17 protein-coding genes are annotated in these 13,771 nt (G+C 37.1%); 15 read left to right on the top strand and 2 right to left on the bottom strand.

What is annotated here, in order from left to right:
* The first annotated feature begins 40 nt into the window (after nucleotides 1-40).
* The 14 genes from DWW85_RS03795 (at nucleotide 41) to DWW85_RS03725 (ending at nucleotide 10,858) form a co-directional block, all read left to right on the top strand.
* Nucleotides 41-838 carry a septum site-determining protein MinC gene (locus tag DWW85_RS03795; RefSeq protein ID WP_117807558.1) on the top strand — a complete coding sequence of 266 codons (798 nt, stop codon included), beginning with the start codon at nucleotides 41-43 and terminating at the stop codon, nucleotides 836-838.
* A gap of 50 nt (nucleotides 839-888) precedes the next feature.
* Entirely contained in the window at nucleotides 889-1,683 is a 795-nt protein-coding gene (gene minD, locus DWW85_RS03790) for a septum site-determining protein MinD (protein ID WP_117784848.1), read from the top strand.
* An 18-nt stretch (nucleotides 1,684-1,701) separates the two neighbouring features.
* Complete coding sequence (locus DWW85_RS03785) at nucleotides 1,702-2,025, top strand: cell division topological specificity factor MinE (protein ID WP_021943864.1); 324 nt, start codon at nucleotides 1,702-1,704, stop codon at nucleotides 2,023-2,025.
* Nucleotides 1,964-3,109, top strand: coding sequence for an FtsW/RodA/SpoVE family cell cycle protein (locus DWW85_RS03780; RefSeq protein WP_173783613.1), 1,146 nt, complete (start codon nucleotides 1,964-1,966; stop codon nucleotides 3,107-3,109). The genes DWW85_RS03785 and DWW85_RS03780 overlap by 62 nt, the downstream gene beginning before the upstream one ends.
* A gap of 10 nt (nucleotides 3,110-3,119) precedes the next feature.
* Nucleotides 3,120-3,515 (top strand): methylglyoxal synthase, encoded by a 396-nt coding sequence (locus tag DWW85_RS03775; RefSeq protein ID WP_021943866.1) that lies wholly within the window; start codon nucleotides 3,120-3,122, stop codon nucleotides 3,513-3,515.
* Nucleotides 3,516-3,532: 17 nt separating this feature from the next.
* Nucleotides 3,533-4,504, top strand: a complete 972-nt coding sequence (locus tag DWW85_RS03770) for a serine hydrolase (RefSeq protein ID WP_021943867.1) — start codon at nucleotides 3,533-3,535, stop codon at nucleotides 4,502-4,504.
* A gap of 54 nt (nucleotides 4,505-4,558) precedes the next feature.
* Nucleotides 4,559-4,978, top strand: coding sequence for a twitching motility protein PilT (locus DWW85_RS03765; protein ID WP_117807557.1), 420 nt, complete (start codon nucleotides 4,559-4,561; stop codon nucleotides 4,976-4,978).
* A gap of 54 nt (nucleotides 4,979-5,032) precedes the next feature.
* The gene (locus DWW85_RS12665; RefSeq protein WP_181986493.1) at nucleotides 5,033-6,424 is read left to right on the top strand and encodes an HlyD family efflux transporter periplasmic adaptor subunit; all 1,392 of its coding nucleotides are present in this window, start codon (nucleotides 5,033-5,035) and stop codon (nucleotides 6,422-6,424) included.
* Nucleotides 6,425-6,436: 12 nt separating this feature from the next.
* Nucleotides 6,437-7,132 (top strand): YggS family pyridoxal phosphate-dependent enzyme, encoded by a 696-nt coding sequence (locus DWW85_RS03750; RefSeq protein ID WP_117807556.1) that lies wholly within the window; start codon nucleotides 6,437-6,439, stop codon nucleotides 7,130-7,132.
* Nucleotides 7,133-7,144: 12 nt separating this feature from the next.
* The gene (locus tag DWW85_RS03745) at nucleotides 7,145-7,738 is read left to right on the top strand and encodes a cell division protein SepF (RefSeq protein WP_021943871.1); all 594 of its coding nucleotides are present in this window, start codon (nucleotides 7,145-7,147) and stop codon (nucleotides 7,736-7,738) included.
* A 60-nt stretch (nucleotides 7,739-7,798) separates the two neighbouring features.
* Entirely contained in the window at nucleotides 7,799-8,545 is a 747-nt protein-coding gene (locus DWW85_RS03740) for a DivIVA domain-containing protein (RefSeq protein ID WP_117784844.1), read from the top strand.
* Between the two features lie 89 nt (nucleotides 8,546-8,634).
* Entirely contained in the window at nucleotides 8,635-9,150 is a 516-nt protein-coding gene (gene lspA / locus DWW85_RS03735) for a signal peptidase II (protein WP_117807555.1), read from the top strand.
* Nucleotides 9,151-9,153: 3 nt separating this feature from the next.
* The gene (locus DWW85_RS03730; RefSeq protein WP_117807554.1) at nucleotides 9,154-10,071 is read left to right on the top strand and encodes an RluA family pseudouridine synthase; all 918 of its coding nucleotides are present in this window, start codon (nucleotides 9,154-9,156) and stop codon (nucleotides 10,069-10,071) included.
* 172 nt (nucleotides 10,072-10,243) lie between these two features.
* A complete protein-coding gene (locus DWW85_RS03725) occupies nucleotides 10,244-10,858 on the top strand; it encodes a cytidylate kinase-like family protein (RefSeq protein ID WP_117807553.1) in 615 nt (204 codons plus the stop codon).
* Nucleotides 10,859-10,985: 127 nt separating this feature from the next.
* Here the strand turns inward: DWW85_RS03725 and DWW85_RS03720 are convergent, their stop codons facing one another.
* Nucleotides 10,986-12,041, bottom strand: coding sequence for a tyrosine-type recombinase/integrase (locus DWW85_RS03720; RefSeq protein WP_117807552.1), 1,056 nt, complete (start codon nucleotides 12,039-12,041; stop codon nucleotides 10,986-10,988).
* A 312-nt stretch (nucleotides 12,042-12,353) separates the two neighbouring features.
* Between DWW85_RS03720 and DWW85_RS03715 the strand changes: the two genes are divergently transcribed.
* Nucleotides 12,354-13,109 (top strand): ATP-binding protein, encoded by a 756-nt coding sequence (locus DWW85_RS03715; RefSeq protein ID WP_117807551.1) that lies wholly within the window; start codon nucleotides 12,354-12,356, stop codon nucleotides 13,107-13,109.
* 163 nt (nucleotides 13,110-13,272) lie between these two features.
* On the opposite strand, the gene DWW85_RS03710 is transcribed toward DWW85_RS03715, so the two are convergent.
* Entirely contained in the window at nucleotides 13,273-13,599 is a 327-nt protein-coding gene (locus DWW85_RS03710) for a LysM peptidoglycan-binding domain-containing protein (RefSeq protein WP_117807550.1), read from the bottom strand.
* Nucleotides 13,600-13,771 lie beyond the last annotated feature (172 nt).

The following is a 13,771-nucleotide window of genomic DNA, read 5'->3' as shown; positions in this document are numbered from 1 at the left end:
ATTTTTGAACAGTTATATTTATGAAAACGAGGTAAGAAACATGAATACCGACGTTATTATTAAGGCGAACAGCCACGGGATCAGAATTATATTTCATAATGATGATCCATTGGAGCAGCTCCTGATGGATATAAAAGAAAAATTACAGCATCAAAATGCATTTTTAAAAAAAGAAGGAAAAATTTCTGTTTCTTTTGAAGGACGGGAGTTGAGCCGAGAGGAGATTGCGCAGATTCTGTTTGCATTAAATCATCTGCCGGAGACTGAGGTGGAATTTATTTGCGATATTCCTGATAAAGGGAGAACAGAGGATCTCTGCAATCAGATTGATATTCCTCCGCACAGGTCAAAACACCGGCAGCCCGCCGCTGTCGGACATACAGCACATGTGGATCATGTTATTAGACATGAAGCTCCTGCTACAGATACGGCCGCTTCAAATAAAAAAGTATCACCAGATGATACCGCAGGTCAGAATGTTTCATCTTCAGAAGATAACAACCTGTTTTTTTACGGAAACATTCGGAGTGGTCAAACACTTGAAGTAAAAAAAAGTATTATAATAATTGGTAATGTTGAAAAAAGAGCAAAAGTTATTTCCGGTGGAAATATCATTATCCTCGGCAACTTGCATGGAAGTGCAGTCGCCGGAAAAGATTTGCAGAAAAAACGCTTTGTACTGGCTCTTACCATGGAACCGGTTCATATAAAGATCGGAACTGTCAGCTATGCAGCAAAACGCCAGTTCCATGATAAATTAAATACAAAGGATGCAGTGATAGCATACTGTGAAAATGACCAACTGATCTTTCAGCCGCTGTCGCAAGCTTCACTATAAGATAAAAATTCTAAAAATCAGTATGAAAAGATAATTTACGGAGGTGTTTTATGAGTGAAGTAATTGTTGTTACATCAGGAAAGGGAGGCGTTGGTAAAACCACAACTTCAGCCAATATCGGCACAGGTCTTGCAGGTCTGAAAAAAAGAGTGGTCATGATCGATACAGATATCGGACTGCGAAATCTGGATATCGTCCTCGGACTGGAAAACCGTATTGTTTATAATCTGGTTGATGTAGTAGAAGGAAACTGCCGCTATAAGCAGGCATTGATAAAAGACAGGAACAATCCGGAGCTTTTTCTAATGCCATGTGCACAGACCAGGGACAAAACCGCTGTTTCTCCGGAACAGATCATAAAATTGATCGATGAAATGCGTTCGGATTTTGATTATATAATCATTGATTGTCCTGCCGGAATCGAACAGGGATTTAAAAATGCTATTGCAGCCGCAGACAGAGCAATTGTTGTTACAACACCAGAGGTATCTGCGATCCGGGATGCAGACCGTGTTATCGGGCTGTTAGAAGCAAATGAGATTACGTCGATTGACCTTATCATCAACCGGGTACGATATGATATGGTAAAAAAAGGTGACATGATGTCTGTCGATGATGTTGTTGATATTCTAGCCGTCAACCTTCTGGGTGTAATACCGGATGATGAACAGATCGTTATATCAACAAATAAAGGAGAACCACTTGCTGGAAGCAATACAACATCCGGCAATGCCTATATCGATATCTGTAAACGGATTCTTGGTGACAGTATTCCCTTGACTGATTACAATACATCGATCCGGCGAAACCCTTTCAAACGGTTATTTCGAAAAAAACATGCATAAAAGGGGTGAGTGGTAGGAATGAAAGATATCAAGGTAATCAACAATGTTGTAAGTTATAATTCTGGTCATTATGCCAGAGAACGTTTAAAATATATCCTGATGGCCGACCGGATCGGATGTACGCCAGATGTCATCACAAGGATCCGGGATGATCTGTGTAAATGCGTTTCTAATTATGTTAATATTGATTCGCCAAATACAACCGTACAGCTTTCAGAATCCTTCCTGATCGCCAAGATCCCGGTTAAAGGAATACATATGAAAAAGGAAAAAGAAAAAGATGAAACACTTCAAACAGATGGACATATCAACGGAGAAAAAGTACAGACTGATCAATTATAATTTTAAACTGATCCTGTTCGTGATCGCAGCCATGATCATGGGAAGCATTACGATCTGCAGCGTTCGTCCGGACTTCCTGACGAAACAATTGATCGGTGTCAGTGCATGTATCATCGGTATGATCGTTGTATCACTGATCGATTATAATTTTATTTGCAAATATTATATGGTACTCTATGTCATCAATATCGGTCTGTTGTTTCTGGTTCTTGTCGCAGGTTCCGGTGGCGGAGATACAGGAGTTCATCGATGGTTTTATATATCAGATTCGTTCACCATTCAGCCATCAGAATTTGCAAAAATCATTCTGATCCTGTGTACGGCTGTATTTCTGGAAAAAAATTATGAAAATCTTAACACGCCAAAAGTACTTGCAAAGCTTGCAGTATTTTTGGCTGTTCCTGTTGGACTGATTGTGGCCGAACCAGACCTTTCAACCTCAATCTGTGTTATGGCAACGCTTTTTATCATCATATTTGTCGGAGGGCTGAGTCTGAAGCTGATCGGTATCATGATTCTGGTCCTGGTTCCCGCATTTGGAGGATTTATCTGGTATATTCAGCAGGATAATCTGCCTCAGTTTTTGAAAACTTATCAGATTAATCGTATTCTGGGACATATATACGGAAGTGAATATGGTGCTTCGTCTGACCAGCAGGATAATTCAGTTATGGCAATCGGTTCCGGTCAGCTATCCGGAAAAGGGATCAACAATTCAACGGTAGCTACCGTAAAAGATACCAATCTGATTTCTGAGCAGCAGACAGATTTCATTTTTTCGGCGGTCGGAGAAGAATTAGGATTCATTGGAAGTGTTATTATTATTGCAATTTTATGCCTGATAGTGTTACAATGTATTCGGGTTGCCAGGCATGCAAAAGATAAAAAAGGAATGTATATTGCGACAGGTATTGGGGCGCTTGTTGCATTCCAGACATTTATCAACATTGGAGTTGCAACAGCACTTTTGCCGAATACAGGACTGCCGCTCCCGTTCATCAGTTACGGACTAAGTTCGCTTGTCAGTATGAGTGCCGGAATCGGACTCGTTTTGAACATAAACCTGCAAAAGAAAAAGTATTAGGAGGAGAGCTATGAATATAGGGTTAATAGCACATGACGCAAAGAAAAAACTGATGCAGAATTTTTGCATTGCATACAGAGGAATCTTAAGCAAAAATGAATTATATGCAACAGGAACGACAGGACGTTTGATCGAAGAGGTCACAAACCTTAATGTTCATAAATATATCGCTGGACATCTCGGAGGGGAACAGCAGTTAGGTTCCCAGATTGAAAATAATGATATTGATATGGTTATTTTCCTGAGAGATCCATTACATCCAAAGGCTCATGAGCCGGATATCAATAATATATTTTTACTTTGTGATATGCACAATATTCCATTAGCAACCAATCTTGCGACTGCAGAGCTTCTGATCAAGGCGCTTGATCGGGGCGATTTGGACTGGAGAGAATTTTACAAATAAACAATGGAGAGTTTGATATGAAATATCAGATAAAACTGCTGATTTCCATCCTGACAATCGGCATCCTGTTTACCGGATGTGCCAGACGAAGCTATGATACCAGTGATCAGCTTGTGCTTGGAATATCAGAAAATCTGCCGCTGTACAGTACAGACAGTTTCGGAGAAAACCATACGGTCATTCCGGATGGTGAAAGCCTGGCGGATGATAATTATAAAGATACAAAAGCTGCGGTACTGTTGAACGATACAACACAGGAAGCGTTGGTTGTCCATAATGCACATGATAAAATATATCCTGCCAGTATGACAAAATTAATGACAGGACTTCTTGTGATCGAAGCGATTGAAGATGGTTCCTTATCGCTTGATGAAACCATTACTTTAAGTCATACCGTTACCTTTCAGGAAAATAACGTCGGAGCTAGTGACCTGACAAAAGGATGTAAAGTTACAGTTAAGAACCTGTTATACGGATTGCTGATCCGTTCCTATAATGATTGTGGTGTTCTTCTGGCAGAACGGATTGCCGGCAGCGAAGATGCATTTGTTGAAAAAATGAATGAACGGGCATATGAGCTTGGAGCTACGAATACGCATTTTGTGAACTGCCACGGCCTGCATTCGGATGACCATTATACAACTGCATATGATCTTTATCTGATCTTTTCAGAATTTATCAAACATGATCTGGCATATCTGATTGATTCCCTGACATCTTATGATTTTACATATACAGATGCAAATGGTGAAACAAGAAGCGTTACATTAGAAGCGACGAATGGATATATTTCAGGTGAATTTCAGTTCCCGGAAGGATATTCTTTGGGATCCTGGAAATCGGGAACGACGACGGCTGCGGGTAATTGTCTGATCCTTGAATTTGTAAAGGATGATACCGGCGACAAATATATCGCTGTTATCGCAGGTGCAGAAGACCGTAGTACGTTATATAATGATATGACAATGTTGATCAATACTGCAAAATAAACAGTTAATCAAATAACTGTTTTAATATATTTTAAATCATTCAGGAGGTTTATTATGATTCAGATTATTACAGGTGATAAAGGAAAAGGAAAGACAAAGGTTTTAATTGACAAGGTCAATAATGAAGTAAAGGTTGTAGCAGGTTCTGTTGTATTTATCGACAATAATAACAAGCACTTATATGAGCTGAGTAATCGTGTCCGTATGATCAACTGCACTAATTATGAAGTTAATAATCTGGAGATGTTTGCAGGGTTTGTTCTCGGAATAATTTCCCAGACAAAAGATATAGAGAAGATTTACATTGATAATTTTACATCTGTTGCTTATGTCAATAAAGAGCAGGTAAAAGTAGCACTGGATATCATTAATAATATCAGTGAGAAATTTAATATCAGTATTATAATATGTTTTGCAACGGACAGTTCCGATGTTCCGGACGAATATAAAGATAATATCATTGCTGCTTTATAGTTCCATATCAACTGTCTTATACGCACATATTATATGGAGTAAAAGGAGATATATATGGCTTCCATAAGAAGAAAGAAGAGAAAATGGCAGCCGGTGAAGATCAGTTTTGGATTTATCATATTTGCAATTATGTTTGTATACATGTTGATTCGTATCATTATGTCGCTTGGTGACCATGATCTGAGTGTATTTCAGGTGGAAGAGAGCAATTATGATACGAATTTTACTGCCACCGGACTTGCTGTGAGAAAAGAAACTTTGAATTACAGCTCTACCTCCGGATATGTCTGCTATTATATCCGGGATGGCGAAAAAGTTGCAAAGGGTGCCAGTGTATATTCTGTTGATGAAACCGGTTCCATGCAGGATGCATTGTTTGATGTTCAAAATAGCGGAAGCAGTGTGTTATCCGATAATGATTATAAAGATCTGAGCAAACAGATTCAGATTTTTAAAGCAGGATTTTCACCGTCAGATTTTTCAGAAGTATATGAATTTAAAAATTCCATGGACAATAAGGTTCTGGAAATGTATGAAGATATGGCGCTTGAGCAGTTATCTTCAAACCAGTCATTTGATTCAACTTTTTCAGCTTCGAAATCAAATGTCAGCGGTATTGTAACCTATTACATGGATGGCTTTGAAGGTTATGATATCAACAATCTTTCAGCAGATGATTTTGATAAAACAAAATATACCAAAGAAATGCTGAAAAAAAGCGATGTGGTTGAGTCCGGGAAACCTATATATAAGATCATAGATGATGAAAACTGGAAGATTGCAGTCATGCTTACGAAAGAAGAATATGAAAAAATCAAAAAGAACGAAACAATCCGGTTTACAATCAATGATTCATCCAGACGGTTATCTGCAAAGTATGAAACAGTTGAACAGGATGGAAATTATTTCATTATTATAAATATGCACCGTTATCTGGCAGAATATGTCGCTGATCGTTATTTGAATATCACATTTGTATTCTCAGAAACAAAAGGACTAAAGATTCCGAATTCAGCGATTACCGAAAAGGATGTTCTGATGATCCCAGTCAGCTATCTGACTGGAGGAAGCGGAACAACCGAGAAAAAATATTTTAATAAGATCGTATTAACAGCGGATGGAACAACTTCGGTTGAACAGATATCCCCTACTATATATTTTACAGATGATCATTTCTGTTATGTGGACCCGGCAGATATAGATGATAATACCGTTCTTGCAGCAAACGAATCAGATATTACATTTAACACATCTACCGCCGGCACATACAAATTAAAAGGTATTTTCTGCGTTACACAAGGTACTGCAGTATTTAAGCAGATCGATGTTATTGTAGATGGTGATGATTATTCGATCATTGATCCAAATACCGCATATGGTATCTCTGCTTACGACAGGATCGCATTGGATGCCACCTCCGTAAAGGAAAACCAGATCATATATTAGGAGTGATGAATGATGTTACAGGAAAATTACAAAAGCGTAGATAAAAAGATCACAGAAGCATGCAAACGGGCTGGTCGGAACAGGGATGCGGTTACTCTGATCGCTGTCAGCAAGACCAAACCGTTAAGTGATATTGAAGAATTATTACAGAATACAGATGCTGAAAATTTTGGAGAGAACAAGGTTCAGGAACTGGTCGATAAATATGAACATATATCCAGACCGGTCAAATGGCATATGATCGGGCATCTGCAGACGAACAAAGTCAAATATATCGTTGATAAGGTCTGCCTGATACATTCTGTTGATTCCGTGAATCTTGCAAAAACGATTGAAAAAGAAGCAGCAAAGCATAATGTTGTTGTTCCTGTTTTAATAGAAGTAAATGTTGCAGGGGAAGAAAGCAAGTTTGGTGTATCCGTTGAGGAAACGGAAGACTTGATCCGGCAGATCAAAGACTTTCCTCATATACATATTGATGGACTGATGACGATTGCACCATTTGTAGCCAATCCGGAAGAGAATCGCGTGCACTTCCGTCGCCTTAAGGAATTATTACTTGACATCAATTCTAAAAACATTGATAATGTTCATATGAATGTCTTATCAATGGGTATGACAAATGACTATGAAGTAGCTGTCGAGGAGGGTGCTACCATGGTCCGAGTTGGAACCGGTATCTTCGGTGAAAGAAATTATAATATTTAAAGGAGAACCATTATGGCAAAGAATGGAAAAAAAAGCTTTCTGGATTTTTTCAAAGTAGATGAGTCCAGTGATGAATATGAAGATGATTTATTTGAAGATGATGAATATGATGACGATGACGAAGAGGATTTCGAAGAGGATTATGTTCCAAAGACCAAAGCTGTAAACGGACGTGCATCTTCCTTTACCGCTGCATCACAGACGGCAGCCCAGCCTGCAAAAAAGCAGAAATTTACAAAAGCTGCCAGAACATCAGCTCCAGCATCATCAGGCAATTCAAAACTTGTATCTTTTAACAACAGAAGCCAGGGAGGTTCCCAGCAGGTATTTGTTATTAAACCAGATGAATTTGATGATGCCCAGATGATCATTGACCATTTAAAGGGTGGTCAGGCGATTGTGATCAATATGGAAGGTATGGAGTTATCAACAGCCCAGCGTATCATTGATTTCATTGCCGGCGCATGTTATTCCTTAGATGGTTCATTACAGGCGATATCCGGTAATATATTTATTGCAGCACCTGCTGACATCTATGTATCAGGCGATCTCAGAGAAGAGTTATTAAATGATGCTTTTCTTTCTCCTGAATTAGGAAAATATTAAGTCAATTTTGATATCAGTCTGTATCAACATATTCTGAAGGTATGATAGGGAGGATTACAAATGCTTACACCTGTTGATTTACAACAAAAGAAATTTCAGCATGGCATGGGGTATACAAAAAAAGATGTTGACTCATTTTTTGACATTGTTGTCATGAGTTATACGGAATTATATAAGTCTAATGCTGAATTAACAAATCAGGTAAAAACACTTACCGATAGTCTGGTTCATTACAGAACAACAGAATCGAAGCTTCAGAAATCACTTATGCTTGCAGAGAAGAATGCAGAAGAAGCTACGAAGAATGCAAATGACAAGGCTAAGATCATTGAAAATGATGCCAAAATCAAGGCAAATAACATAGTTCATCAGGCACGGGAAGAGCTGGATCGGATTGAAGACAGCATTGAAGGAATCAAACAGCAGTATCGTGATTATACAATGGCATTTAAAAATCTGATGGATTCTCATCTTCAGTTTCTTGCTACCAATCCAATTAATGAAGAATTGGGAGTAGACTTTGATGAGATCATGAAGGATGCCAAGTATTTCAACGGAAATGCTGCCGTCTATACACCAGGTTCATCTGGCAGTGAAAACGCCGGATCAAGTTCCTTTGCATCCTTTGGAGGAGATCCTCAGGGCAGAGAAGAATCTACACTCGGCGGTGGCGGAGGCTCAGGAATGGGCGATTCCACACTTGGTGGAAGTGCAGACAGCGGCAATGTTGCCAGTGATTCTTCTGTTTACACAAAAAATTTAGGTGGTGGATCATTTGTTGATCCATTCAAATTCAGAAACGAATAATATAATAGAATTTTTCTTTAATTCCCTGTCTGAATGAATGTCGGACAGGGAATTGCTAATAAAAGATATACTCCAGAAAGGTAACGATAATGAAAAAAAACAGTATTCTTGCATGTATAAGTATACTTCTTTTGATCGGACTGGATCAGTTTGTGAAATTTCTGATCACAAGTCATATGGCTTTATATGACACAAAACCTGTTATCAAACAGGTTTTTCATATTACATATATTCAAAATAAAGGAGCTGCATGGGGTAGCTTGCAGGGAAAGCGTTATTTTCTGCTGGCAATAACCATTCTTGTTCTGGCATTTCTTGTATATTTTTATGTTCGGATGTTAAAGCTGAATAAGTACAAAGATCTTCGTATTTTATTTATTTTTGTTTTTTCCGGAGCTGTCGGAAATATGATCGATCGTATCCGTCTTGGTTATGTAATAGATATGTTTGATTTCCGTCTGATTAATTTTCCGGTCTTTAATGTTGCAGATATCTATGTAACCTGTAGTATGATCATCCTGTTGGTTTTTATCCTGTTCAAATACAAGGATAATGAACTGGACGATCTATTTGGAAAGTCAAAGAAAGATTCAGAGCAGGAATAATATATGGAAACTTATAATATTGAAGCAGATGAAAACTGGAAAAGCAAACGGGTTGATAAAAGTTTAGCTGATTACTTTAACGATTATTCGCGCTCATTTCTGAAAAAACTGTTAGATGATGGAAATGTACTGGTGAATGATAAAAAGGCAAAACCAAGCTTGAAAATCGCGTCTGGTGACAAAATAGATATTACGATTCCGGATATTTTACCTGTAGAAATTGAACCGGAAGATATTCCGCTTGATATCGTATATGAAGATGATGATATCATCATTGTAAACAAACCAAAGGGCATGGTCGTTCACCCGGCTCCCGGACATTATTCCGGAACACTGGTAAATGGTCTGATGTATCATTTCAAGGATTCTTTATCTGGCATTAACGGAGAACTTCGTCCCGGTATCGTGCATCGAATTGATATGGACACAACCGGGCTTCTTGTTGTCTGCAAAAATGATGCTGCACATAATTTTCTGTCGGAACAGCTTGCCGTTCATTCGATTACAAGAAAATACTATGCGATCTGCTATAATTATTTTACAGAAGATGAAGGTATGGTAGATCTTCCGATTGGAAGACATCCAACCGACCGTAAAAAAATGGCGGTTAATTATAAGAATGGCAGACATGCAGTCACCCATTATAAAGTTCTGAAAAAACTGAAAAACAATTTCTGTCTGATCGAATGTCAGTTGGAAACCGGACGGACACATCAGATCCGTGTCCATATGGCATATATCAAGCATCCGCTTTTAGGAGATTCCGTATATGGCCCTAAAAATCAGCCATATCACCTGCAGGGGCAGACACTTCACGCCGGTGTACTTGGTTTTATTCATCCGTCTACAAAAGAATATGTGGAATTTTCAAGTGAACTCCCTGAGTATTTCCAGAAACTGTTAAAACAACTGGAGCTTTAAAATTCGTTTTCTATTAAAATTAATATAAAACGAATTTTTTGATTTACATTTTTTTGTGGAAATGTTATAATTTTTACTATAAAAAGTAAACAAATTTATAGTTTTTATACAGAAAACAGTTGTTTATTCTTTATAGCAAATTAAAATCATACTTGCAAAGGGGGCTTTTATTATGGCTTGCAACAAAATCATTACAATAGGACGACAGTTCGGAAGTGGCGGAAGAGAAGTCGGACAGAAACTTGCTGAAAAGCTTGGTATTCCATTTTATGATAAGGAACTTTTAAAGATCGCGGCAAGAGATAGTGGCATCTGCGAAGAATTATTTGAGAATTTTGACGAGAAACCAACAAACAGTTTTCTCTATACATTGGTAATGGATCCGTATTCATTGGGATTCGGAACATCCGGCGAGTTACCACTGAATCATAAGGTATTCCTGGCTGCATTTGACACGATCAAATCTATTGCGGAAAAAGATGGTTCCTGCGTATTTGTAGGTCGTTGTGCCGATTATGCTTTAAGAGATTATTCCAATATTGTAAATGCATTTATCTATGCAAATATCGATGATCGTATAAAACGTATTGCGCAGAAATATGAACTGACTGATGCGAAAGCTAAGGATCTGATCCGTAAAGAAGATAAGTCACGTGCATCTTACTACAACTATTACACATCCAAGCGTTGGGGCGAGATGAAAGGCTACGATATCTGCCTGAATTCCAGCCAGTTTGGAATTGATAATTGTGTAGATATGTTATACGATGCCGTTACCAAATATTAATGCAATATATAATACATATAATTAATAACCATTCATACAGGTATTCTTGATAATACTTTATGACTCGGATAAATGACAAATGATTTTACATAATGAAAAATGCGCTGAGAAAAACTCAGCGCATTTTTTAATTGTCGCGTTTTTCCCGCAACTGAACACGATTTCTTGCACTTCGTCGTCTGTCCTCATCCATATCTGCATAATGTTTTCTTGTCGTATTTACATCACTGTGTCCAAGGACATCAGCAACCAGATAGATATCACCGGTTTCCCTGTATAATTCTGTACCATAGGTACTTCTTAATTTATGTGGAGTGATATGCTTCATAGGGATAACACCTTCAGAATATTTCTTCACCAACATTTCAACAGAACGAACAGACATTCGTTTTCTCTGACTGGATAAGAAGAGAGCATTTTCATGTCCGGACACCGGCTCTATATGTTTGCGTTCCTCAAAATAATCCGTCAAAGCATCTGTAACTTCATCACCGAAGTAGACATAAGATTCATAACCGCCTTTTCTGGTTACCTTCACTCGACCATTATTAAAATCCACATCATTCAGATCGATGCCGACACATTCCGATACCCTTATGCCGGTTCCCAGCATAAGGGTTAGAATTGCAAGATCACGAACCTTTGTTTTTGCATGATATGCCTGTTGGTGCTCGGTTAAATGATCACCATATTCAACAGCATCTAAAAAATCCGCAATCTCATTTATGTCTAATCTGGTTATTGTTTTTCCATGAATCTTTGGCATATCTACTTTTTCAGCCGGATTTGAACTTATACGGTTATTTTTATAGAGATATGCATAGAATACCCTTAATGCAGATAATTTGCGTTTAATAGCCCGTTCAGCGTTCGTATAGACCTTTCCATCCTTTTCATAATACTTAAGATATTCCAAATATTCTTCAATATCTTCAGCTTCGAGGGCTGCGATATCCTCCAATGTAATATCAATCGATTTTCGTCCTCGAAACTGTGGGCATTCACTGCATAAAAAGTTATAAAATGTTTTTATATCTCTGGCATATCCAAGCCGTGTTCTGGATGAAGTTCGATTTTCAATTCCACGAAAAACAATCTTAACATATGAAGGAAGCTCTGCTAGAATATTTCGTAGAAGAATTGTATTTTTTATATTGATGTCATTTGTATATTCGTTTGCCATTTGGAATTACCTTTTTCCTTTCTACTAGCAATATATTTACATATTATTTATTGATTCCATGTATTTTTTTTCGTAAAACCTGAGTTTAGCGAATAGTTACGTCTGTTAAATTAGTTATATCACACTCTGACTCCAAATGCAATTCTTTATTTCATGTCAAACAAAAATCCGTTTTATTCTTGTAGAATTTCCTTCATATGTTGTTAAGATTGTCTTTCGAAGAATTGTATAGATATCTCCTTGAAACAAATTTCATTTATAAGTATAATATACACGGTTATGAAACAAATCTTATCATTTTGAGGTAATTATATGAATTTACAAAAGTTATTAAGTTATACTAGACGTGCCATCGATTCATATGAAATGATCGATAATGGTGATAAAATTGCAGTTGGAATTTCTGGTGGTAAGGACAGCCTGACTTTACTCTATGCTCTGGCTGAATTACGACGATTCTATCCAAAAAAATTTGATCTGATCGCTATTACAGTTAATCTCGGTTTTGATAATTTTGATACTACAAAGATCGAACAATTATGCAAAGAACTTTATGTTCCTTATTATATTGTAGATACAGAAATATATGATATAGTATTTAATATCCGTAAAGAGAAAAATCCATGTTCTCTATGCGCGAAAATGCGAAAAGGTGCATTAAATCAGAAACTAAATGATCTCAGATGTAATAAGATCGCTTATGCGCATCATAAGGATGATTTTATTGAAACCTTTTTAATGTCCTTATTATTCGAAGGAAGAATCCATACTTTCTCACCAAAAACATATCTGGATAAAAGCAAATTGATGGTCATTCGCCCTCTTATGTATATAAACGAAGGTGAAATTATCTCTTTTAAAAATGATATGCAGCTTCCTGTGATTAAAAGTCCATGTCCTGCCGATGGATATACGAAACGTGAATATGCAAAACAGGCACTGGCGGAGCTGGAAAAGGAAACTCCCGGTTGCAAACAACGGATTTTTTCCGCTATTGAACGAGGAACTATGGATGGCTGGCCTGTAAAGATTGACAATCCAAGACTTTACAATAAAGATGCCAGATAATCGGATTTAAGTATAGAATTTATTCTGTATTCTATACTTGTTTTATGATTATATATATACTCCTGTTTTTAAAAATAAAAAGTATCTGTTTTTATGTTATATGGTAAATCTTAATTCAAACAGACAGTCAATATAACATTGCATAACAGATACTTTTTATTATTTATTCGTAATCATTTACTTTATAATATGGAATCAGTAAATTAGTTCCATCTACGATGACATCTGTATTCAGATTATTCATCGCAAGCACTTCATCGATATAATCCTGTGTGGAAGCATACTCTTCCGTCTTGTATTCATTTGCGATGTCCCAAAGGGTATCTCCTTCTTCTATGGTGATACATTTATAATATTTCTTACTTGCGTTCGATGCGCTGGTTGACGGTGAATCCTTATGTGATATAAGGATATACAATACTGTAACCAGAATAATACCTGCTATAATGAAAATCTTCTTTGTACTGATAAATCTTACTACGTTCTTCATGTTCTTTTCCTCCTTAAAACTCAATTCTATATATAATATAATCTTCTGAACAAATGTTTGAATAAATTATATCGAACAGTTGTTCATTTGTCAATATATTTTCGAACATTTGTATGGATTACTCGAAAATACATTCGTCATATCCCGATGACTCCTTTATAATACCAATATG

Origin of the sequence: Clostridium sp. AF17-21AC (assembly GCF_003461365.1) — a bacterium.
Taxonomy (GTDB): Bacteria; Bacillota; Clostridia; order Lachnospirales; family Lachnospiraceae; genus Coprococcus; species Coprococcus ammoniilyticus.
Note: the sequence above shows the minus strand (reverse complement) of the source record. Positions and strands in the feature narration are given on the sequence as shown.

Coding starts and splice junctions, on each gene's coding strand:
- DWW85_RS03750 (WP_117807556.1), top strand. CDS start 6,437: ATGTTACAGGAAAATTACAAAAGCGTAGATAAAAAGATCACAGAAGCA.
- DWW85_RS03715 (WP_117807551.1), top strand. CDS start 12,354: ATGAATTTACAAAAGTTATTAAGTTATACTAGACGTGCCATCGATTCA.
- DWW85_RS03795 (WP_117807558.1), top strand. CDS start 41: ATGAATACCGACGTTATTATTAAGGCGAACAGCCACGGGATCAGAATT.
- DWW85_RS03745 (WP_021943871.1), top strand. CDS start 7,145: ATGGCAAAGAATGGAAAAAAAAGCTTTCTGGATTTTTTCAAAGTAGAT.
- DWW85_RS03780 (WP_173783613.1), top strand. CDS start 1,964: ATGAAACACTTCAAACAGATGGACATATCAACGGAGAAAAAGTACAGA.
- DWW85_RS03710 (WP_117807550.1), bottom strand. CDS start 13,599: ATGAAGAACGTAGTAAGATTTATCAGTACAAAGAAGATTTTCATTATA.
- DWW85_RS03740 (WP_117784844.1), top strand. CDS start 7,799: ATGCTTACACCTGTTGATTTACAACAAAAGAAATTTCAGCATGGCATG.
- lspA (WP_117807555.1), top strand. CDS start 8,635: ATGAAAAAAAACAGTATTCTTGCATGTATAAGTATACTTCTTTTGATC.
- DWW85_RS03770 (WP_021943867.1), top strand. CDS start 3,533: ATGAAATATCAGATAAAACTGCTGATTTCCATCCTGACAATCGGCATC.
- DWW85_RS03775 (WP_021943866.1), top strand. CDS start 3,120: ATGAATATAGGGTTAATAGCACATGACGCAAAGAAAAAACTGATGCAG.
- DWW85_RS03785 (WP_021943864.1), top strand. CDS start 1,702: ATGAAAGATATCAAGGTAATCAACAATGTTGTAAGTTATAATTCTGGT.
- DWW85_RS03730 (WP_117807554.1), top strand. CDS start 9,154: ATGGAAACTTATAATATTGAAGCAGATGAAAACTGGAAAAGCAAACGG.
- DWW85_RS03765 (WP_117807557.1), top strand. CDS start 4,559: ATGATTCAGATTATTACAGGTGATAAAGGAAAAGGAAAGACAAAGGTT.
- DWW85_RS12665 (WP_181986493.1), top strand. CDS start 5,033: ATGGCTTCCATAAGAAGAAAGAAGAGAAAATGGCAGCCGGTGAAGATC.
- minD (WP_117784848.1), top strand. CDS start 889: ATGAGTGAAGTAATTGTTGTTACATCAGGAAAGGGAGGCGTTGGTAAA.
- DWW85_RS03725 (WP_117807553.1), top strand. CDS start 10,244: ATGGCTTGCAACAAAATCATTACAATAGGACGACAGTTCGGAAGTGGC.
- DWW85_RS03720 (WP_117807552.1), bottom strand. CDS start 12,041: ATGGCAAACGAATATACAAATGACATCAATATAAAAAATACAATTCTT.